The organism is Neisseria sp. P0008.S010, from assembly GCF_051962715.1.
In the GTDB taxonomy this organism is placed as follows: domain Bacteria; phylum Pseudomonadota; class Gammaproteobacteria; order Burkholderiales; family Neisseriaceae; genus Neisseria; species Neisseria elongata.
Map to the genome: position 1 here is coordinate 1 of NZ_JBQCVA010000043.1, position 19,545 is coordinate 19,545.

Annotated in this window: 20 protein-coding genes and 1 pseudogene; 14 read left to right on the forward strand and 7 right to left on the reverse strand. The window is 54.5% G+C overall.

Features of this window, described 5'->3' with window-relative positions; translation table 11 throughout:
• Positions 1-203: 203 nt before the first annotated feature.
• Complete coding sequence (locus ACTHSL_RS09930) at positions 204-545, forward strand: transposase (RefSeq protein WP_440381279.1); 342 nt, start codon at positions 204-206, stop codon at positions 543-545.
• 71 nt (positions 546-616) lie between these two features.
• On the opposite strand, the gene ACTHSL_RS09935 is transcribed toward ACTHSL_RS09930, so the two are convergent.
• The 5 genes from ACTHSL_RS09935 to yihA all read right to left on the reverse strand — a co-directional run bounded on the left by ACTHSL_RS09935 (position 617) and on the right by yihA (position 5,352).
• Positions 617-1,669, reverse strand: coding sequence for a S49 family peptidase (locus ACTHSL_RS09935; protein ID WP_440381280.1), 1,053 nt, complete (start codon positions 1,667-1,669; stop codon positions 617-619).
• Positions 1,670-1,709: 40 nt separating this feature from the next.
• Positions 1,710-2,378: an HAD hydrolase-like protein gene (locus tag ACTHSL_RS09940; RefSeq protein WP_440381281.1), complete on the reverse strand. Its 669-nt coding sequence runs from the start codon at positions 2,376-2,378 to the stop codon at positions 1,710-1,712.
• Between the two features lie 17 nt (positions 2,379-2,395).
• Positions 2,396-3,127 (reverse strand): TIGR00730 family Rossman fold protein, encoded by a 732-nt coding sequence (locus ACTHSL_RS09945; protein ID WP_440381282.1) that lies wholly within the window; start codon positions 3,125-3,127, stop codon positions 2,396-2,398.
• Positions 3,128-3,273: 146 nt separating this feature from the next.
• The gene (gene efeB / locus ACTHSL_RS09950) at positions 3,274-4,563 is read right to left on the reverse strand and encodes an iron uptake transporter deferrochelatase/peroxidase subunit (RefSeq protein WP_440381283.1); all 1,290 of its coding nucleotides are present in this window, start codon (positions 4,561-4,563) and stop codon (positions 3,274-3,276) included.
• Between the two features lie 156 nt (positions 4,564-4,719).
• Positions 4,720-5,352: a ribosome biogenesis GTP-binding protein YihA/YsxC gene (gene yihA, locus ACTHSL_RS09955; RefSeq protein WP_440381284.1), complete on the reverse strand. Its 633-nt coding sequence runs from the start codon at positions 5,350-5,352 to the stop codon at positions 4,720-4,722.
• 148 nt (positions 5,353-5,500) lie between these two features.
• On the opposite strand from yihA, the gene ACTHSL_RS09960 reads away from it, so the two are divergent.
• The 11 genes and pseudogenes from ACTHSL_RS09960 (at position 5,501) to ACTHSL_RS10010 (ending at position 15,886) form a co-directional block, all read left to right on the forward strand.
• A complete protein-coding gene (locus tag ACTHSL_RS09960) occupies positions 5,501-6,130 on the forward strand; it encodes a c-type cytochrome (RefSeq protein ID WP_107919500.1) in 630 nt (209 codons plus the stop codon).
• Between the two features lie 152 nt (positions 6,131-6,282).
• Entirely contained in the window at positions 6,283-8,313 is a 2,031-nt protein-coding gene (locus ACTHSL_RS09965; RefSeq protein WP_440381285.1) for a cytochrome c biogenesis protein ResB, read from the forward strand.
• Positions 8,288-9,493 carry a c-type cytochrome biogenesis protein CcsB gene (gene ccsB / locus ACTHSL_RS09970; RefSeq protein WP_440381286.1) on the forward strand — a complete coding sequence of 402 codons (1,206 nt, stop codon included), beginning with the start codon at positions 8,288-8,290 and terminating at the stop codon, positions 9,491-9,493. Before ACTHSL_RS09965 ends, ccsB begins: the two co-directional genes overlap by 26 nt.
• Before the next feature lie 307 nt (positions 9,494-9,800).
• Positions 9,801-9,908, forward strand: a pseudogene (locus ACTHSL_RS09975) (IS5/IS1182 family transposase); the annotation flags it as partial.
• A 44-nt stretch (positions 9,909-9,952) separates the two neighbouring features.
• Complete coding sequence (locus ACTHSL_RS09980) at positions 9,953-10,702, forward strand: Nif3-like dinuclear metal center hexameric protein (protein ID WP_440381287.1); 750 nt, start codon at positions 9,953-9,955, stop codon at positions 10,700-10,702.
• Positions 10,703-10,825: 123 nt separating this feature from the next.
• A complete protein-coding gene (gene petA / locus ACTHSL_RS09985; RefSeq protein WP_440381288.1) occupies positions 10,826-11,410 on the forward strand; it encodes a ubiquinol-cytochrome c reductase iron-sulfur subunit in 585 nt (194 codons plus the stop codon).
• Positions 11,411-11,425: 15 nt separating this feature from the next.
• Positions 11,426-12,775 (forward strand): cytochrome b, encoded by a 1,350-nt coding sequence (locus ACTHSL_RS09990; protein ID WP_074897417.1) that lies wholly within the window; start codon positions 11,426-11,428, stop codon positions 12,773-12,775.
• 13 nt (positions 12,776-12,788) lie between these two features.
• Positions 12,789-13,574, forward strand: a complete 786-nt coding sequence (locus ACTHSL_RS09995) for a cytochrome c1 (RefSeq protein WP_440381289.1) — start codon at positions 12,789-12,791, stop codon at positions 13,572-13,574.
• Between the two features lie 182 nt (positions 13,575-13,756).
• Positions 13,757-14,362, forward strand: a complete 606-nt coding sequence (locus ACTHSL_RS10000) for a glutathione S-transferase N-terminal domain-containing protein (protein ID WP_070455332.1) — start codon at positions 13,757-13,759, stop codon at positions 14,360-14,362.
• Positions 14,363-14,386: 24 nt separating this feature from the next.
• A complete protein-coding gene (locus ACTHSL_RS10005) occupies positions 14,387-14,815 on the forward strand; it encodes a ClpXP protease specificity-enhancing factor (protein ID WP_003772408.1) in 429 nt (142 codons plus the stop codon).
• A gap of 93 nt (positions 14,816-14,908) precedes the next feature.
• A complete protein-coding gene (locus tag ACTHSL_RS10010; RefSeq protein WP_440381290.1) occupies positions 14,909-15,886 on the forward strand; it encodes a TerC family protein in 978 nt (325 codons plus the stop codon).
• A gap of 77 nt (positions 15,887-15,963) precedes the next feature.
• Here ACTHSL_RS10010 and ACTHSL_RS10015 read toward each other — a convergent pair whose 3' ends face one another.
• Positions 15,964-16,371 carry a bacteriohemerythrin gene (locus ACTHSL_RS10015; protein WP_003772405.1) on the reverse strand — a complete coding sequence of 136 codons (408 nt, stop codon included), beginning with the start codon at positions 16,369-16,371 and terminating at the stop codon, positions 15,964-15,966.
• A gap of 110 nt (positions 16,372-16,481) precedes the next feature.
• Entirely contained in the window at positions 16,482-17,381 is a 900-nt protein-coding gene (locus tag ACTHSL_RS10020; protein ID WP_440381291.1) for an NAD(P)H-hydrate dehydratase, read from the reverse strand.
• A 141-nt stretch (positions 17,382-17,522) separates the two neighbouring features.
• Here ACTHSL_RS10020 and ACTHSL_RS10025 point away from each other — a divergent pair, with 141 nt between their 5' ends.
• Together ACTHSL_RS10025 and ACTHSL_RS10030 are read left to right on the forward strand one after the other, a co-directional pair.
• Positions 17,523-18,446 (forward strand): LysR family transcriptional regulator, encoded by a 924-nt coding sequence (locus ACTHSL_RS10025; protein ID WP_440381292.1) that lies wholly within the window; start codon positions 17,523-17,525, stop codon positions 18,444-18,446.
• A gap of 12 nt (positions 18,447-18,458) precedes the next feature.
• Positions 18,459-19,403, forward strand: coding sequence for an ABC transporter ATP-binding protein (locus ACTHSL_RS10030; RefSeq protein ID WP_440381293.1), 945 nt, complete (start codon positions 18,459-18,461; stop codon positions 19,401-19,403).
• Positions 19,404-19,545 lie beyond the last annotated feature (142 nt).

The window sequence follows — 19,545 nt, forward strand, 5'->3', positions numbered from 1 at the left end:
GCAATTAGGGGCGAAAACGGCCGAAAACCTGTGTTTGGGTTTCGGCTGTCGGGGGAAGGGCTTTTTGCAAAGGTCTCAGGCCGAGACAAAATCATGACCGACCACCGCAAAAAAGCAGTACGGTTGATGAAGAATATGAGCTGAAAGCCAAAATACAGGTTAAAAAAGCCTATCGTAATGCCAACGGCGAAATGGCGGCGCAAATGATCGAAAAAGCCGCCTCCCATCTGACCGGCAAAGGAACGATGCTGCATTCCGACCAAAGCGTACCGTACCGTACGGCGGGATATAGGGAATTACTTGCCCAACATTCCATGGTTCAAAGCATGTCGCGTAAGGCGAACTGTTGGGACAATGTACCGATGGAGAGCTTCTTTGCGGTATTGAAGACGGGGTGTTTCTACCGTGCAGGAGAATTGACGGTGGAAGAATTGATGAAACAGATAGACGATTATACGGACTACTACAACCGGGAGCATTGCAGTTTGAAATTAAAAAAGCTGAGTCCTGCCGCATACAGAACCCAGCTTGCACAGAGTGCCTGAATAAGCTCTTATCGGATGTCCAAGATTTGGAGGCCCGCTCACTTTTCAGACGGCCTCCGGCGTTTGCCGATTTACCAGCCGGGTTTGGCCAGGTTTTGCAGGCCTTCCCTTACTTGGTTTTGCACTTCGCCGTTGAGGCGGCGGCTGATGGCGCGTGCCAAATCGTCTTCGTCAGGCGTGTAATCCACCAATTCGGGGGCTTTGACGACATCGCGGGCGACGCTGTAAATGTTGCCGAAGTCGTCTATCAGTCCATTTTTCTTCGCTTCCAAACCGGTGTAAACGCGGCCGCTGAATATTTCGGGATCGTTGTCCTTCAGGCGGCTGCCGCGCCCCAACTTGACGGCTTTGATAAATTCGCCGTGTATGTCGTTGAGCATTTGCTGCCAGATGGCCTGCTGTTCGGGCGTTTCCGGCGAGAAGGGGTCGCCCATGCCTTTGTTGCTGCCGGCGGTTCTCAGGCGGCGTTTGACACCGACTTTGTCCATCAGCTCCGTAAAGTCGAAGCTGCCGCCGATGACGCCTATGCTGCCCACCAGGCTGGACGGGTCGGCATAGATTTTGTCCGCAGCAGCCGCGATGTAGTAGCAGCCGGAAGCACACATGTCCTCGGTAACGACATACAGCGGGATGTCTTTGTGTTCCGCTTTCAGACGGCGCACTTCTTCAAAGGCGGTATTCGAGATGACGGGCGAACCGCCGGGGCTGTTGGCACGGATAATGATGCCTTTGACTTTGCCGTTGGCGTAGGCGGCTTCCAATCCGTCGCGCAGCATCGCCACTTGGTCTTGATAACCGCCGCCGATAACGCCGTCCAACCGGATGACGGCAGTGTGTTCTTTCGACTGTTTGTGCAACGCGCTGCCCAAACTGTTTCCGCCGGTACCGGTGCCGCCGCTGCTGCAGCTGTACATGGTGAACAGCGTGCCGGCAAACAGCATCGCGCCGACACCGCGCCAAATATTGCGCCACAAGCGGCTGCTGCGTTGCTCCTTGTGTACGCTCATCAACAGCTTGTAGAGCGTGTCGCGCTCCCAGCTTTCGTTTTCAGACGGCCCGGACGAAGGATGGAAGCCCGATTGTGCCTGTTGCTGTTCTTCTTCGCGTTGGATTTTAAAGCTCATAATGATTTTCCTGATGTGCAAACGGTGTCTGCTTTAGTTTTCAGACGGCCTCTATGCTTCCTTGCCATTGCAAAAAGCCTTCCAGCTCGCCAAAGCACGACAAGATACCGATGTTCGGCGCGCTCTGCAAGGTTTCGCGGCTGTGCGCGCCCGTTGCCACGCCTATCCCGCGCGCACCGGCATGGGCGGCCATTTCGAGATCGAAGGCGGTATCACCGATGACGATGCTTTCAGACGGCATCACGCCCAGTTCGTCGCACAGCCGCCACACCATATCGGGCGCGGGCTTGGACGGGCATTCGGACGCGCAGGCCGTTGCCAGCCAAAAAACCCCCGTCCCGGTTTGGGCTATGGCCTGATTCAAACCGCTGCGCCCCTTGCCCGTGGCCACCGACAGCCAATATCCCGCCTCCCGCAGACGCTCCAAGGTAGGCAGCACGTCGGGAAACAGCCGCATATGGCGGTTGTTCGGATTCAGATAATGCGCGGCATAAGTTTCCACCAGTTCTTCATGCTTGCCCATGCCCGCAGACGGGGCAAGCTGCTGCATCATCTGCATCAGGCTGCGGCCTATTAAATTGCGGATTCGGTCGGCCGGCGGTTTGGCCAGCCCGCATTCGTAAAAGGCCTGCTGCACGGTTTCGATAATCGGATTGGTGGTGTCGGCCAGCGTGCCGTCCCAATCGAAGATAAGCAGTTTAGGCTGCATCGCTCCCTCCTGCGCCCTTACAAACCCAATTCCCAATCGGTGTTCGGATTGATGCAGAACCCGTCGGTACAGTTTTCGTAATGGCGGAAAATAATATCGGTTACTTCGTCGGCGGTGTCGGCCGTTTCAAACAAATCCAAATCGTCGGGCTTGATAAAGCCGCGCGTCAAAAGCCGGTCGGCTATCCAATCAATCATCCCCTGCCAGAAATCGCGGCCGACCAAAATAATCGGACGGGGCGGAATTTTGCCGGTCTGCACCAGCGTCAGGCTTTCAAACAATTCGTCCAGCGTGCCGAAGCCGCCGGGCATCACCACATACGCCACCGCATGTTTCACAAACATCACTTTGCGCGGGAAAAAATGTTGGAATTTAACCGACAAATCCTGATACGGATTGGCCCGCTGCTCATGCGGCAGCACGATATTGAGGCCGACGGCGGGACTGCGTCCGGCAAACGCGCCCTTGTTGGCCGCCTCCATAATCCCCGGCCCGCCGCCGGAAATCACCGCGAAGCCCGCATCCGAGAGGCGGCGGGCAATCAGTTCGGCCAACAGGTAGTCAGGATGGTTTACCGGCGTGCGCGCGCTGCCGTATATGCTGACGGCGGGATAGATGGCGCGCAGTTCTTCGCCTGCCTCGACGAACTCAGACATGATTTTCAGCAAATGATAGCTTTCGCGCGCCTGAATTTCGTTGCGCGTACCGTCGGGCAGGATGGGGTGCGGCAGCTTGTCTTGCAAAGGCATGGGGGCAACTCCGAATTGGGAAAACGGCGGTTATAAACCGATTTGCGCCGCACTGCAAATCTGCCTGCCGATACAGAGGCCGTCTGAAAACCCGCTTGCGATACGGAAACGGGTTTTCAGACGGCCTCAAACTGCGGCGGGCGCGTTTATTTGTCTAACAGCAGGCTTTGGCCGAGGAAGCCGCCCTTTTCCACGCCGGGGAGGGTGAAGAAATAACCGCCGCCGAACGGGCTGATGTATTCCTCCAAAGGTTCCAGATTGAGTAGGTTTTGCACAAAGATGAAACCGTCGGCAAGATTGGCCTGATACATAACCAGAATCAGGCCGACGTCCAACTGGCCGGACTTGGCCAAACCCATGGAATAGTTGAACGGGCGGCGGAACAGCAAATGCTTTTTCATGAACTCGGGATCGCGCGGATTGCCCAGCCGTATATGGCTGTCGGTGGGGATGGCCTTGCCTTCCGGGTCTTTGGCATAGTCGGGAATGTCGCCCTCTTTTTTCATGCCCAAGGGCGCACCGCTGTATTTTTCACGGCCGAAAATGGCCTGTTGCTCCTGCAAGGGCGTCCTGTCCCAAAATTCGACAAAATGACGGATGATGCGTATGGCCTGATAGCTGCCGTTTTTCGTCCATGCCGGTTCGTCCAAACTGTTGGAAGCCACGCCCGTCCACAATACTTGGTCGGCGATTTCAGGCTTGCTGACGTCGGGGTTGGCCGTACCGTCGCGGAAGCCTAACAGGTTGCGCGACGCAATCGCGCCCGGCTCGGCCTTGGGCAGCCAGCCGTCCAGCGACCAACGGGTAATCGCGTATTTGGCGGTGTTTTTGATGATGTCGCGCAGGGCGTTTTGACAGGTTTCGGGCGAAAAAGCGCAGATTTGGATGCCGATGTCGCCGTCGCACCATTCTTTTTGCAGTTTGTCGTTGGGGAAATCCTTCATTTCCTGCAAATGCTTGGGCTTTTTGCCGCCCAGCCCGAAACGTGCGTCAAACAGGCTCGCGCCGACGGATACGGTAACGGTCAGGCCGTCGGGCGGGACGGTTTTGCCCAGCAAGCCACTGCCGGCAGGCGGCAGCTTGTCGTCGCCGTCCACCAGTTCTCCGCCTTTGGTCAGAAATTCGATGCGGGCGGTCAGGGTGCGGAAATAGTTGATGAGCTGGGAAATATCGGAAACGGTAACGTCGAAGGCGCAGAGGATGCCGAAGGTTTGGTGCGGCGTGGTAATGCCGGCCTGATGTACGCCGTAGCAGTCGTAGGAAGTTTGGCTGTGGCTGCCGTTGCCGGAGCAGTCAGCGGCGGCTTTGCCCTCGGGCGATGAAGCCGTTTGAGCGGATTGGCCGCCTTGTCCGCAGGCCGTCAGTGCGGCGGCGGCCGAAACGGCGGCAGCGGTTTTGAGCAGTTTGCGGCGGTCGGGATTGTCGGGCTGTTGCATATTTTTCTCCTGAAAAGGCCACCTGAAACCGGAAAAACGGTTTTCAGACGGCATCATTTACCTGAATGTGAATCTCTTTCGATTACAATACCCGCCTTTTCAGACGGCTTCAAGTATCAGAATCAAATTTCGGCCGGGCGGATGTCCCAAATATGTTCAGACATGACAACCTTCTTCCGCCGGCTCCGGCTCCAACCGTGCAAACCAGCCGCCCACCACGTTTTCCACTTCTTCCATGCCCTGCTTTTTCAAACTCGAAAACAGTTGCACCGACACATCCTGCCGCCCTGAAAACGGTTTTAACGCTTTCTTGACAGAAGACAAGGTTTTAATCTGTTCGTTCTTAGATAATTTGTCGGCCTTTGAAAGCAGGATATGCACAGGCCTGCCGGTTTTGGCGAAAAAATCCAGCATTTGTATATCCAGCGGCTTGAGTGGATGACGGCAGTCCATAATCAGCACCAAACCGATGAGTTGCCGCCGTGTCTGCAAATAATCACCCAACAGGGTTACCCAATGCTGACGCACCGCCTCCGGTACGGCCGCGTAGCCGTAACCGGGCAAATCAACCATAAAATGACCGTTGGCCAGTTCGAAAAAGTTGATATGCTGCGTACGGCCGGGCGTTTTTGATACATAGGCCAGCCGAACATGGTTGCACAGCGTATTGATCGCGCTGGATTTGCCCGCGTTGGACCGTCCGACAAAGGCTATTTCGGCTCCCGTATCGGGCAAATCTTTCAAGTGGTTTACCGTAGTAAAAAATTTTGCGTTTTGAAATAAGTTCATAACTATGGAAAAAACAGGTAAATTTGGTATAGAATACCACGTTTGCCGAATAATCGGTTTAAAGCGGCGGAATTCCGCCGCATATTTTGAGTATCACAGATAAAAAAGGGTATTGCGGATACCGCAATGCCGCAATCAGGAGCCTTCCATGAAACGTACCACCTTACTGACTCTGGCATTGGCGTGCGGTGCGGTGTTTGCCGCGCCGAAGGCCGATTTGGCCAAAGGCAAGCAGATCGCCCAAACCGTATGCGCGGCGTGTCATGCCGCCGACGGTAACAGCGGCATTTCCTCCTACCCGAAACTTTCGGCGCAACATGCCACATACATAATTAAAGAAACCGTTGCCATCAAAGACGGCAAACGGACAACCGGCGGAGCGGCAGCAATGCGCCCGATGGTGGGCAGCCTGAGTGCGCAGGATATTGCCGACGTGGCCGCTTTCTATGCCACCCAAACTCCGAAACCGGGCGAAGCTAATCCGAAAGACAATCTGGACTTAGGTGCCAAAATTTTCCGCGGCGGGCTGTCCGAGAAAAAACTGCCTGCCTGCATGGCTTGCCACGGCCCAAGCGGCGCGGGTATGCCGGGCAGCGGCACCGACGTTTCCGCCTATCCGCGCTTAGGCGGCCAGCACAAAGACTACACCATGACGCAGCTGAAAGCCTATGCCTCCGGCCAGCGCAAAAGTCCCAACAACATGATGGAAGACGTAGTCAAACGCATGTCTGAAGAAGAGATGAACGCCGTAGCCAACTTCATCCAAGGACTGCACTGATTTTCAGACGGCCTCCACCTGATAAAGGCCGTCTGAATACCACCATTGGAATAAACAATGACCATCGGGCTGCCGGTACATCCAACGTATCGGCAGCCCGATTTGTAGTAGAATCCACCTCTTTGTTTTCCCGAAATTTCTCTTCCCTAAAGATGGCAACCGGTAAAAAAATCCCGCTTATCCGCCGCCCGTGGTTCGCTTTTTTAAGCTCCATGCGTTTCGCGGTTGCGCTGCTGTGCGTATTAGGCATCGCCTCGGTCATCGGCACGGTTTTGCAGCAAAACCTGTCCTACACCGACTACATCGTCAAATTCGGCCCTTTCTGGAGCCGGATTTTCCAAGCACTCGGCCTGTTTAACGTTTACTCCTCCATCTGGTTTGTCGTCATCATGCTGTTTCTGGTGCTCAGCACCGGCCTTTGCCTGTGGCGCAACATTCCGCCCTTTATGCGCGAAATGCGCTCGTTCCGCCTGAAAGCAAGCCGGCAGTCGCTTGCAGCCATGAAACACACCGCCCTGTTGGAAAACGGCCTCACCCCGTCTGTAGGCATGCGTTACTTCAACGTCCGCGGCTTCGCTGTCAAACAAATCGAACGTGAAGACGGCTCGGTATTGGTTGCCGGTAAAAAAGGGGCGGCCAACAAATGGGGGTACATTTTTGCCCACCTGGCCATCATCGTCATCTGCCTCGGCGGCCTGATAGACAGCAACCTACTATTAAAAATCGGCATGCTGACCGGAAAAATCACCCCTGACAACACAGCGGTATTTGCCCGCGACTTCAAACCCGAAAGCATCTTGAGCGACGGCAATCCGTCATTCCGGGGTAACGTCAACCTCAGCGAAGGGCAAGAAGCCGACGTTGTTTTCCTAAATGCCGACCAAGGGCTTTTGGTCCAACAGTTGCCGTTTTCGGTCAAACTGAAAAAATTCCACATCGATTTCTACGATACCGGCATGCCGAGTGATTTTGCCAGCGATTTGGAAGTTACCGATAAAAAAACCGGCCAGGTCAGCGAACACACCATCCGGGTAAACCACCCGCTCACCCTGCACGGCATCTCTATCTACCAGGCAAGCTTTGCCGACGGCGGCTCCGGCCTCCAATTCAAAGCTTGGGATCTGGCGGCAAACAGCAGCCGTTTTGCCGAATTGAAAGGCACATCGATGAACAGTTTTCCGCTGAATATGGGCGGCGAACAAAAATTCACTTTGGAATTCGACAAATTCACATCGATGAACGTTGAAGACATGAGCGAACCGACCGAAAAAGAGCAAGGTTTGAAACAAAAACTCAACGATGCCCGCGCCGTGAAACAGGAGAAAAAATTCACCAATCTGGGTCCCAGCATCATCTACCGCCTGCGCGACTCTGCGGGACAGGCAATAGAGTTCAAAAACTACATGCTGCCGATCAAGCAGGAAGATGACTACTTTTTCATCACAGGCACCCGCTCCGGCCTCGAGCAGCAATACCGTTGGTTGCGCATTCCTGCCGACAGCAGCCACAAAGCCGACACCTTCATGATTTGGCGCGAACTGATGAACGACGAAACCGTCCGCAGCCGCATCAGCACAGCCGCAGCCGCCAGTGCGCCGGAAGACATCCGTCCGCAATTCAAACAAGCCGTTGAAAACACTCTGCTCCTATTCGCCCGCGGCGGCTATCTGGAATTGGATAAATTCGTCCAAACCGCGGTTCCTGAAAACGAACGGGAAAAAATGCGCGATTATTTCTATCAAATCCTAATCGGCGGTGCCAGCCTCACCTTAGACGAAGCCTTAAACCGGCAAAACCTGCCCGCCTGGCAACAGGAAGACAAACGCAACCGTTTCCTATTACACGCCATGGATGCCTATACCGGCCTGACGGAATATCCCGCACCCGTACTGTTGCAACTGGACAGCTTCCAAGAAGTCCGCTCCTCCGGCCTGCAGATGACGAAATCCCCAGGCGCGGTGTTGGTTTACATCGGCTCACTGCTGCTGGTATTGGGCACTGTCTTTATGTTCTACATCCGCGAAAAACGCTTCTGGCTGTTATTCGAACCCAACGGCATCCGCTTTGCCATGTCGTCCAGCCGGCACGAACGCGACCTGCAACGAGAATTCCCCGAACATCTGCAAGGCCTGAAACGGCTTGCCGAGGATTTAAACCATGATGCAAACCACCGACAACACTAAAACACACGCCGACCTACCACAGCACGAACTCTTGGCAGAACGTTCTTTTTGGCACTCTCTGAATGCCAAAGACTGGCTGTTTGCCGCCCTTATCCCGCTCATTGCCGCCTTCGTGCAATACACCCTGCCGCACAGAATGGATGTATACGAAGTCGTTATCCTGTGGTCGAGCGTAATCTGCACCGTCGGCCTGGGCTGGTTTTTCAAACCCATGCGCTGGTTCGTCCCGCTCTCGCTGGCACTGGCTTACGGCGGCGTATCCCTCTATGCCGGAAACTTCGGCAACAGCGATAAATTCCTCCTGCGCTACTTCCTCAGCAGCCAGTCGGCGATTATGTGGCAATGCGCGATGATTTTTGCCGCCCTGTTCGCCTACGCCTGCGGCTCCCTGTTGGCTGCACACAAAAAAAGCCAAACCAATACCCTTCTCGGCATGGGTACCGCCTTCGGTTGGATCTCCGCCTTGGCGGGCTTTACAGGCCTCCTGGTCCGCTGGCACGAAAGCTACCTGTTGTTGGGCGATGCCGGCCATATCCCGGTTTCCAACCTCTATGAAGTCTTCATCCTTTTCCTCGTCATCAGCTCATTGATGTACTGGTATTACGAAACCCGTTTTACCGTGCAGCGGCTGGGCGTGTTCGTCTACACACTGATGGCCGGAATCGTCTGCTTCGTGTTGTGGTACAGCCTCGCGCGCAACGCACAACAGATTCAACCGCTGATTCCCGCCCTGCAATCGTGGTGGATGAAAATCCACGTTCCGGCCAACTTTATCGGCTACGGCGCATTCTGTATGGCCGCAATGCTCGGCGTGGCCCAGCTTATGGTCATCCGCAGCACCGAAAAAGGCAAAGCCAGCCGCCTGCCCGATTCAGCCGCCATTGAAGAAATCATGTACAAAGCCATTGCCGTCGGCTTCCTGTTCTTCACCATCGCCACCATCCTCGGCGCACTGTGGGCAAAAGCCGCATGGGGCGGTTATTGGAGTTGGGACCCGAAAGAAGTATGGGCACTTGTCGTCTGGCTGAACTACGCCACATGGCTGCACCTGCGGCTGGTTGTCGGCTGGCGCGGCAAAATATTGGCCTGGTGGGCGATTATCGGCCTCTTCATCACCGCCTTCGCCTTTGTCGGCGTCAACATGTTCCTCAGCGGCCTGCACTCCTACGGGGAACTGTAATCCGACAAAAAGGCCGTCTGAAAACGCAGCTATGCAAAGTCTAAAGACATCGTCCTCATCAGATTTTAAATACTGTTGAAACATTTTCAGACGGCCTCCAAACCACACATCTATTCAGCACACACCTGCAGCCTAACCCAACAAACACACCATCCTGCTGACAAGGCCGTCTGAAACGAAGTACCGAACAGTGCCGAGCTTCTGCAAAGCTCAAACAGAGTTGGAAGATGCAGAATTTCTGCACAGCCAACACAAAGCTTCCTAAAAACAAGCTCCCACCAAACTGCAGCACAGCCCCGCCCTACCTTATAGTGGATTAAATTTAAATCAGGACAAGGCGACGAAGCCGCAGACAGTACAGATAGTACGGCAAGGCGAGACAACGCCGTACTGGTTTAAATTTAATCCACTATATTTTCAGACGGCCTCCAACCACGCCAACCCGCAAAAGGAAACATCATGACAAACTGCCGCGAAATCCTTGCCTGGTGCGACGACATCCTGCAAACCGCCCAATTTAAAGACTACGCGCCCAACGGCCTCCAAGTCGAAGGCACGGAAAAAATTGAAAAAATCGTTGCCGCCGTTACCGCCAGTCGTGCCGCCGTCGAATGTGCCGCACAACAAGGCGCACAACTGCTGCTCGTCCACCACGGCATGTTCTGGAAAAGCGAACCCGCCACCATCACCGGCTGGAAAAAGCAACGCATCGCCACCCTCCTGCACCACAACATCAACATGGCCGGCTACCACCTGCCGCTCGACGCCCACCCCGAACTCGGCAACAACGCCCAACTGGCCAAACTGATGGACTGGCAAACAGATTACACCTGCGGCGAGCAAAACCTACTGAACATAGGCCGTCTGAAAACCCCGAAAACCGTTTCCGAACTGACTACCGAAATCGCCCAAAAACTCGGCCGCACCCCCACCGTCGTCGGCAATCCGCAACAAACCGTCAGCCGTGCCGCATGGTGCACCGGCGGCGCACAGGGATTTTTTCAGACGGCCATAGACGAAGGCGCCGAAGTTTACGTCACCGGCGAAATTTCCGAGGCGCAATACCACATTGCCAACGAAACCGGTACAGTCTTCGTCTCCGCAGGCCACCACGCCACAGAACGCTATGGCATACAGGCACTTGCCCGTGCCCTGCACCAGAAATTCGGCACGGAAATTTACTTTTTTGACGAACAAAATCCTGCTTAAAATCAAAAAAGACTTCAAAAATTTACCTTATTTTAAATACTACTTTAAGCAACCCTACGAATTCAGGTAGAATTACGGGGTTTAATGGCTCGGTATTTTCAAAATCTTAGGATGACTGAAATAATGGATAATCATGAAATCAATCAAGGTCGCCGCCGCTTCCTCGTGCTGGCAACAGCAGGAGCGGGCGGATTGGCCGCCGCAGGCGTAGCTGCGCCTTTCGTCGCCAGCTGGTTTCCGTCGGAAAAGGCTAAGGCCGCAGGCGCACCTATAGAAATCGACGTTAGCAAAATCGAATCCGGACAAATGCTGACTGCCGAATGGCAAGGCAAACCGATTTGGGTGGTAAACCGCACGGATCAACAACTCAAAGACATGAAAGGACTAAGCGGCGTCTTAACCGACCCAAACTCCGAGGTCAACCACCAGCCGGAAGACTGCAAAAACGAAACCCGCTCAATCAAACCGAACGTCTTGGTCGCCATCGGTATCTGTACCCACTTGGGCTGTTCGCCGACCTACCGCCCGGACATCGCTCCGGCAGATTTGGGTGCAGAGTGGAAAGGCGGCTTCTTCTGCCCGTGCCACGGCTCCAAATTCGACATTGCCGGACGCGTTTACGCCGGCGCGCCCGCCCCGACCAATCTGGTTGTTCCTCCCCATAAATACCTAAGCGACACCACCATCCAGGTCGGCGACGAAACATAAAAAGGGACTTAAATTATGGCAAACCAAACCAATAGCAAAGCAAAGGCATTGTTGGACTGGGTGGACGCCCGTTTCCCTTTGTCCAAAATGTGGCGCGACCACCTGTCTGAATACTACGCGCCGAAAAACTTCAACTTCTGGTACTTCTTCGGCTCACTGGCACTTTTGGTGTTGGTGATTCAGATTGTCAGCGGTATTTTCCTCGTCATGAATTTCAAACCCGACGGCAATCTGAACCAATACAACCTGCCGGCTGCGTTTACCGCCGTCGAATACATCATGCGCGACGTATCGGGCGGTTGGATTATCCGCTATATGCACTCCACCGGTGCATCGTTCTTCTTTATCGTCGTTTATCTACATATGTTCCGCGGCCTGATTTACGGTTCGTTTAAAAAACCGCGCGAACTGGTATGGGTATTCGGCTCGTTGATTTTCTTGGCATTGATGGCTGAAGCCTTTATGGGTTACCTGCTACCTTGGGGACAAATGTCCTTCTGGGGTGCACAGGTGATCATCAACCTATTCTCCGCTATTCCGGTGATCGGCCAAGATTTGTCGGTTTGGATTCGTGGTGACTTTACCATTTCCGATGCCACTCTGAACCGCTTCTTCGCCCTGCACGTCATTGCCGTACCGTTGGTACTGCTCGGCTTGGTCGTAGCGCACATTATCGCCCTGCACGAAGTCGGTTCGAACAACCCTGACGGCGTGGAAATAAAAAAACTGAAAGATGAAAACGGCGTACCTTTGGACGGCATCCCGTTCCATCCGTACTACACCGTTAAAGACATCTTGGGCGTAGTGGTCTTCCTGATTGTCTTCTGTGCCGTTATGTTCTTCGCACCCGAAGGCGGCGGCTACTTCCTGGAAGCGCCGAACTTTGACCCTGCAGACCCGCTGAAAACCCCTCCCCATATTGCACCTGTTTGGTATTTCACACCGTTCTATGCCATTTTGCGTGCCATTCCGTCCTTTGCTGGCACACAAATATGGGGCGTTATCGGTATGGGGGCTGCAGTCGTGCTGATTGCCCTGCTGCCGTGGCTGGATCGCTCTCCGGTAAAATCAATACGCTACCGTGGTCCGATTTTCAAAATTGCGGTTGTCCTGTTCATTATCTCCTTTATCGGTTTAGGCATCCTCGGCGCAATGGCGGCAACTCCGTCCCGCACCTTTATTGCCCGCGCCCTATCGGCTATCTACTTCCTGTTTTTCTTAGCCATGCCGATCTACAGCAAGCTGGATCCAACCAAACCGGTTCCCGAACGTGTAACCATGAGTACTGGCAAACAAAAAGTAATGTTCTTCGTGTACACCGCCATTACATTAATCGGCGCATACCTGTTTGCAACCAATGTTTGATGAGGGCAGCAAAATGAAAAATACATTGAAAAAATGGATTGTTGCCTTTGCCTTGGCAACCCCTATGGCTTTAGCCGGCGCAAGCGGCGACCACCACTACGAAAAAGTCGATATCGATTTGGGCAACCAAGTCAGCCTGCAACGCGGCGCGCAAATCTTTACCAACTACTGCCTGTCCTGCCATTCGGCAAGCAGCATGCGTTTCAACCGTTTGAAAGACATTGGTTTGACCGACGAGCAAATCAAGAAAAACATGATGTTCACCACCGACAAAGTCGGTGATGTGATGCATGCCGCCATGGCTCCGGCAGACGGAAAAAAATGGTTTGGTGCGGCACCTCCCGATTTGTCGCTGATTGCCCGTTCGCGTGGTGCCGACTACCTGTATGCCTACATGCGCGGTTTCTATAAAGACCCAACCCGCCCGACCGGCTGGAACAATACTGCGTTTAATAAAGTAGGTATGCCGCATCCGCTGTGGCAGCAACAAGGCGTGCAAGCTGTCGAGCTGGATGGAAAAGGCCAACCCGTTATGGTAAAAGACGAACACGGCCAAGATGTTCCGAAACTGTATTGGGAATCCACCGGTTCCATGACACGCAAAACACCGGACGGCAAAGTCATTACCAAAGAATATGATGACTACGCCCGCGATTTGGTGGCCTTCATGGTTTACATGGGTGAGCCTGCGCAGATAGAGCGCAAACAAATCGGCTATGCCGTCTTGATCTTCTTGTTTGCGGTAATGCTGCCGCTGGCCTATTTCCTGAAAAAAGAATACTGGAAAGACGTTCACTAAGTTGTCTGACCAAATTCAAGCGGAGGAGATTCCTCCGCTTTTTTATTTTTCCCCAATAAAACATCACGATACAACGAATTTGTAGTATTTTCAGACGGCCTTGTGTATCATTCTCTTAATTTTCAAACACATCATATCTGCCTTGGCGGATATTTCTTTTCAATTCAGTCGGAGTAATCCTTATGATGATTTTGTATTCGGGCATTACCTGCCCGTTCAGCCACCGCTGCCGCTTCGTCCTATATGAAAAAGGGATGGATTTTGAAATTAAAGACGTGGATATTTTCAACAAACCTGAAGATTTGGCCGTCATGAATCCGTATAACCAAGTACCTGTTTTGGTAGAGCGCGATTTGATACTGCACGAATCCAACATCATCAACGAATACATAGACGAACGCTTCCCCCATCCCCAATTGATGCCGGGCGACCCCGTTCAACGAGGCCGCGGCCGTTTGGTGCTCTACCGCCTGGAACGCGAATTGTTCAGTCATGTGCAGGTTTTGGAAGCACCGGAATCTACATCCAAAGAACAAGCCAAAGCACGCGAAGCCATTTCCCAAGGTCTGACCATGCTGGCACCTGCATTTTCCAAACACAAATACATCATGGGCGACGACTTTTCCATGATTGACGTCGCCATTGCCCCGCTCCTGTGGCGTTTGGATCATTACGACATCAAATTAGGGAAAAACGCTGCACCGCTGCTCAAATACGCCGAACGTCTGTTCCAGCGCGAAGCCTTTATCGAAGCACTGACACCGGCCGAAAAAGCCATGCGCCGCTAAAATATCATCGGGGGAAAACAACGAATGAACAGCAGCACCAAACCTTACCTGCTCCGTGCCCTGTACGAATGGTGCAACGACAACGGCTACACCGCGCACATTGTTGCCTGGGTAAACGAACACACCCGCGTACCGATGCAATATGTGCGCGACAACGAAATCATGTTGAATATCGGGCCGAATGCCGCACACAATCTGAGCATCGACAACGAATGGGTGAATTTTTCCGCCCGCTTTGCCGGTGTGGCGCACGAAATCTGGATTCCTGTCGGCCACATCTCCAGCCTGTTTGCCCGCGAAACCGGCGAAGGTATGGGTTTTGAAATAGAACCCTACCAACCCTCAACCGAAACCTCGGGCGAAACGGAAACGAAAACGGAAGAAAAAAGGCCGTCTGAAAAACCGGAAAACGGCACGGCAGAAAAGAAAAAGGTTTTGAAGTTCGTCAAATAACCGCCGACTCACGGCAGGCCGTCTGAAAGCACGTCCTTTCAGACGGCCTCATCCGTATTAACCGGCATCACAGTTTGAATGTAAGGAAACACCATGACTCCCGAACCCAATATCGGCTCTCCGCTGTTTTACGGCGTATTCTTTATCGCCGTCCTCATCATGATCGGCATAGACATGTTATCGCTGAAAAAAACCGGCGCACACAAAGTCAGCACCAAAGAAGCCCTGCTCTGGACAGCCATTTGGATTGCCGTATCCTGTGCCTTCGCCGGCTGGCTGTATTGGGAAATCAGCAGCAACCCCGCCTATGGCCACAACATCGCCAAAACCAAAGTAATAGAATATTTCACCGGCTACGTTTTGGAAAAATCGCTGGCCGTAGATAACCTTTTTGTCTTCCTGATGATTTTTTCCTACTTCAAAGTACCGCCCCAATATCAGCACCGGGTATTGTTATACGGCGTATTCGGGGCCATCGTCCTGCGTGCGGTTATGATTTTTATCGGCGCGGTGCTGGTCAGCCGTTTCGAATGGATATTGTATATTTTCGGCGCCTTCCTGCTCTACACAGGCATCAAAATGGTCAAACAGGGCGGCGATGAGGAAGGCGAAGACCTGTCGCAAAACAAAATCCTGCAATGGCTGCAAAAGCATATCCGCGTCGGCAAATCATTGAACGGTGAAAAATTCTTTACCGTGGAAAACGGCAAGCGCGTTGCTAGCCCGCTGCTGATGGTACTGATTATGGTCGAACTGAGTGATGTCATATTCGCCGTCGACAGTATTCCGGCCATTTTTGCCGTTACCACCGACCCGTTCATCGTCCTCACCTCCAACATCTTCGCCATCCTCGGCTTGCGCGCGATGTATTTTCTGCTGGCAGACATGGCCGACCGCTTCGTATTCCTGAACTACGGATTGGCATTCGTCTTGAGCTTTATCGGAATCAAGATGCTGATTCTGCATTGGATTCACATTCCTGTCGCCATCTCGTTGGCAGTCGTCTTCGGAGCGCTTGGCGCATCCATCCTCACCTCGCTGGCATACAGCCGGAAAATGGAACGCCGCTGATGATGCGCTACCGCCGATAAAACACAAAAAGGCCGTCTGAAAATATCTTTTCAGACGGCCTCAAATTTTAAAACGGCTTACAGACCCAATTTTTCTTTCACATGTTTCACATAACCGTGGTCATTGCGGCGGATATGCAGGAACAACCAAGTTTCCAGAAGATCCATCATTTCCTGACCGACATCATCGCCGTTATCGAAACGGCCTTTGAATGTTTTCACTTTATTAACGAAATTTTCATGCACGCGGTGATGGGCATCCAACAGGGGATATTCCGCCATTTCCAACAAACCTTCCTCATCGGAGAAGTGCTGAACGGTGTAGTCGATCAAATGATCCAAAGCCACACCCATTCCTTTACGGTCATTCGCAACATGGGCATCATGCATTTCATTGATATACTTAACCAGAATTTTATGCTGCTCATCTACCTGCTCGATGCCGGTGTCCAAATCGGAAGTCCAATGCAAGAAAGTATCTGCCATTTTTAATTCCCTTTATGTGTCGATAAAAATTACATTATAGGGTTTTCCGTGTAAAGAACAAACAACATTTCCATAATTAAGTTAGGAATACATTCAAAATTTGACTTTTATCAAACACTTAATTGTAATTTATTCTCAATTGTCTGATTGCGCAGCCAACGGGCGGCCGGAGCGATTTCACCGGCCAGCAAACCGATTTCCCCCACGCCGGACGCACGCAATACATCCGCCGCCGCACCGTGCAGCCACACACCGCCGCGGGCCGCCTGAAACGGCTCGATTCCCTGTGCCAGCAGGCTGCCGATAATGCCGCTTAATACGTCGCCGCTCCCTGCCGTGGCCAAACCCGCATTGCCGCTCAGGTTCTCATACAACATCCCGTTACCGTCGCACACGAGGGAACGATGCCCCTTCAGCACCACCACGGCACGGAAGCGTTCGGCCAGCCGGCGCACCGCCGTTGCCCGGTCGGACTGCACAACGCTTGTCTCCGTTCCGAGCAGGCGTGCGGCTTCGGCGGGATGCGGCGTCAGGACCAACTGCGGATACAGCGCGGCTTCGGCGGCCAATGCCCCATCATGCGCCAGCAGATTCAGCGCGTCCGCATCCAGCAGCAGCGGCGTATCCGAGGCCGTCTGAAAAACCGCCCGCAGCAACTGCGCCGCCTCCGCCGTGCAACCCAAACCGCACCCGGCCACGCGTGCCGACAAATCCGTCCGTTTAAGCAATGCCGACGCCGTATCCAGCATGATTTCAGGATAGGCGGCAATCAGCGGCATGGGCAAAGCAGGCTGATGAAAACCGGCCCAGACCTTGCCGCAGCCGAGCATCAAGGCGGACGACGATGCCAATACCACCGCCCCGCTCATACCCGTCGCACCGCCCAACACGGCCAGCGTGCCGAACGTGCCTTTGTGGCTGTCGGCCTGCCGCGGGCGGAATATTTGCGGAAACCGTTGCACGGCCTCCTCAAGCGGGAAACCTTCGGGCAATCGGTAAAAAACGTTCATGGCAATACTCCCTCGCTGCGGATTTTCCGTTTTCAGACGGCCTTATTGTATGCTTTGTCGCCGTCGGATTTGCACCATCCGCATGAATTATTTTAATATTGGTCTTCTTTTACCAACTTTGCCAACGGTCGAGGCCGCCCCATGGAATCCATTATCGAACTGCGTCATCTGAAAACCCTTCTGGCGTTGGAGGAAACCGGCAGCGTTTCCCTCGCCGCGCAACGCGTATTCCTGACCCAATCCGCCCTGTCGCACCAAATCCGCACGCTGGAAAACTATTACGAAACCCCGCTTTTCGAACGCAAATCCAACCCGCTGCGCTTCACGCCTGCCGGTGCGCGGCTGTTGAAACTCGCCCGGGATTTGCTGCCCCAGGTGGCCGCGGCCGAACGCGACATGGCGCAGATTATCGAAGGCGAAGCGGGTGAACTGCGGCTGGCGGTGGAATGCCACACCTGCTTCGACTGGCTGATGCCCGCCATGGGCGAATTCCGCCCGTTGTGGCCGCAGGTGGAACTCGACATCGTATCCGGCTTTCAGGCAGACCCCGTCGGCCTGCTGCTGTCCCACCGCGCCGATTTGGCGATTGTGTCCGAAGCCGTGCCGCAGGCGGGTATTGCCTACCGCCCCCTGTTTGCCTACGGCATGGTCGGCATCTGCGCCCCCGAACACCCGCTCGCAGCCAAAGAAATCTGGCAGGCGGAAGACTTTGCCGGCGAAACCCTGATTACCTACCCCGTCCCCGACGACATGCTCGACCTGCTGCGCAAAATCCTGCTGCCGCGCGGCATCAACCCGCAACGCCGCCACAGCGAGCTGACTATCGCCATCGTACAACTCGTGGCCAGCCGCCGCGGCATCGCCGCCCTGCCGTATTGGACCGTGATGCCGTATCTGGAGAAAGGCTACGTCGTCTCGCGCAAAATCACCGAAAACGGCCTGCAAAACGAACTGTACGCCGCCATGCGGAGCGAAGACGGCGACACCGGCTACCTGACCGACTTCTGCCAAATCGTGCGCGACCAAGGCTTCGCCACCCTGCCCGGTCTGAGCATACTGGAATAAGGCCGTCTGAAAATGCTCGAACTGCAAAACATCCGCAAACAATTCAACGGCAAAACCGTTGCCGACGGCATCAACCTCCAAGTCGCGCGCGGCAGCCTGCTCGCCATCCTCGGCCGTTCCGGCTGCGGCAAATCCACCCTGCTCAACATCGCTGCCGGATTGACCGCCCCCGACGGCGGACACGTCCTGCTCGACGGCACGGACATCACCTCCCTGCCGCCCGAAAAACGCCGCATCTCGCTGATGTTCCAAGACTACGCCCTCCTGCCGCACCTGACCGTCCTGCAAAACACCGCTTTCGGCCTCAAAATGCGCGGCACCGCCAAACGGCAGGCGGAAGAGGCCGCCGAAGCCATGTTGGAACAAGTCGGCCTGTCGGGCGAAGGACACCGCCGCCCCGACACCCTTTCCGGCGGCGAACAACAACGCGTCGCCCTGGCCCGCGCACTGGCCGCCGAACCCAAACTGCTGCTGCTGGACGAACCCTTTTCCAGCCTCGACACCGGACTGAGGAGCAGCCTGCGCAACCTGACCCGCGCACAGGCAGGCCGTCTGAACATCCCCGCCGTCCTCGTTACCCACGACCCCGAAGAAGCCTTCCTGATGGCCGACCGAATCGCCCTGATGGCCGACGGCCGCATCATTCAAGAAGGCAGCCCCGACGAACTGGGCGCGCACCCGAACAGCGCGGCGGCAGCCAAACTGCTCGGCTGCCGTAACGTTGGCGACACATTCTACCTGCCGCCCGACGCGCTCTTTCCCGATCCCGCCGGCCCCGCCTGCCCCGTCATCGCCCTACACCGCCTTCCCGGCGGCACGCGCGCCGAAATCGGCCACCCGCAGTTCGGCCGCATAGAAGTGCCCCTTCCGCCCGGCTTCCACGGCAGCGAAATCCGCGTCGGCACAGATACAGCACGCCTGGTCCGCTTTCAAACGCCGCCGGACAAACCGGCATAAATACAGGCCGTCTGAAAACAAACGCCGCATGTTTGAGCCTCACAGAAACCCGCAGCGTTCGTTTTCAGACGGCCTTTTGCTATACTGCCGTTTTTGACACGGAAACAGAAAGCCCCGCCATGTCCGCCCCCCGCCCCTATCC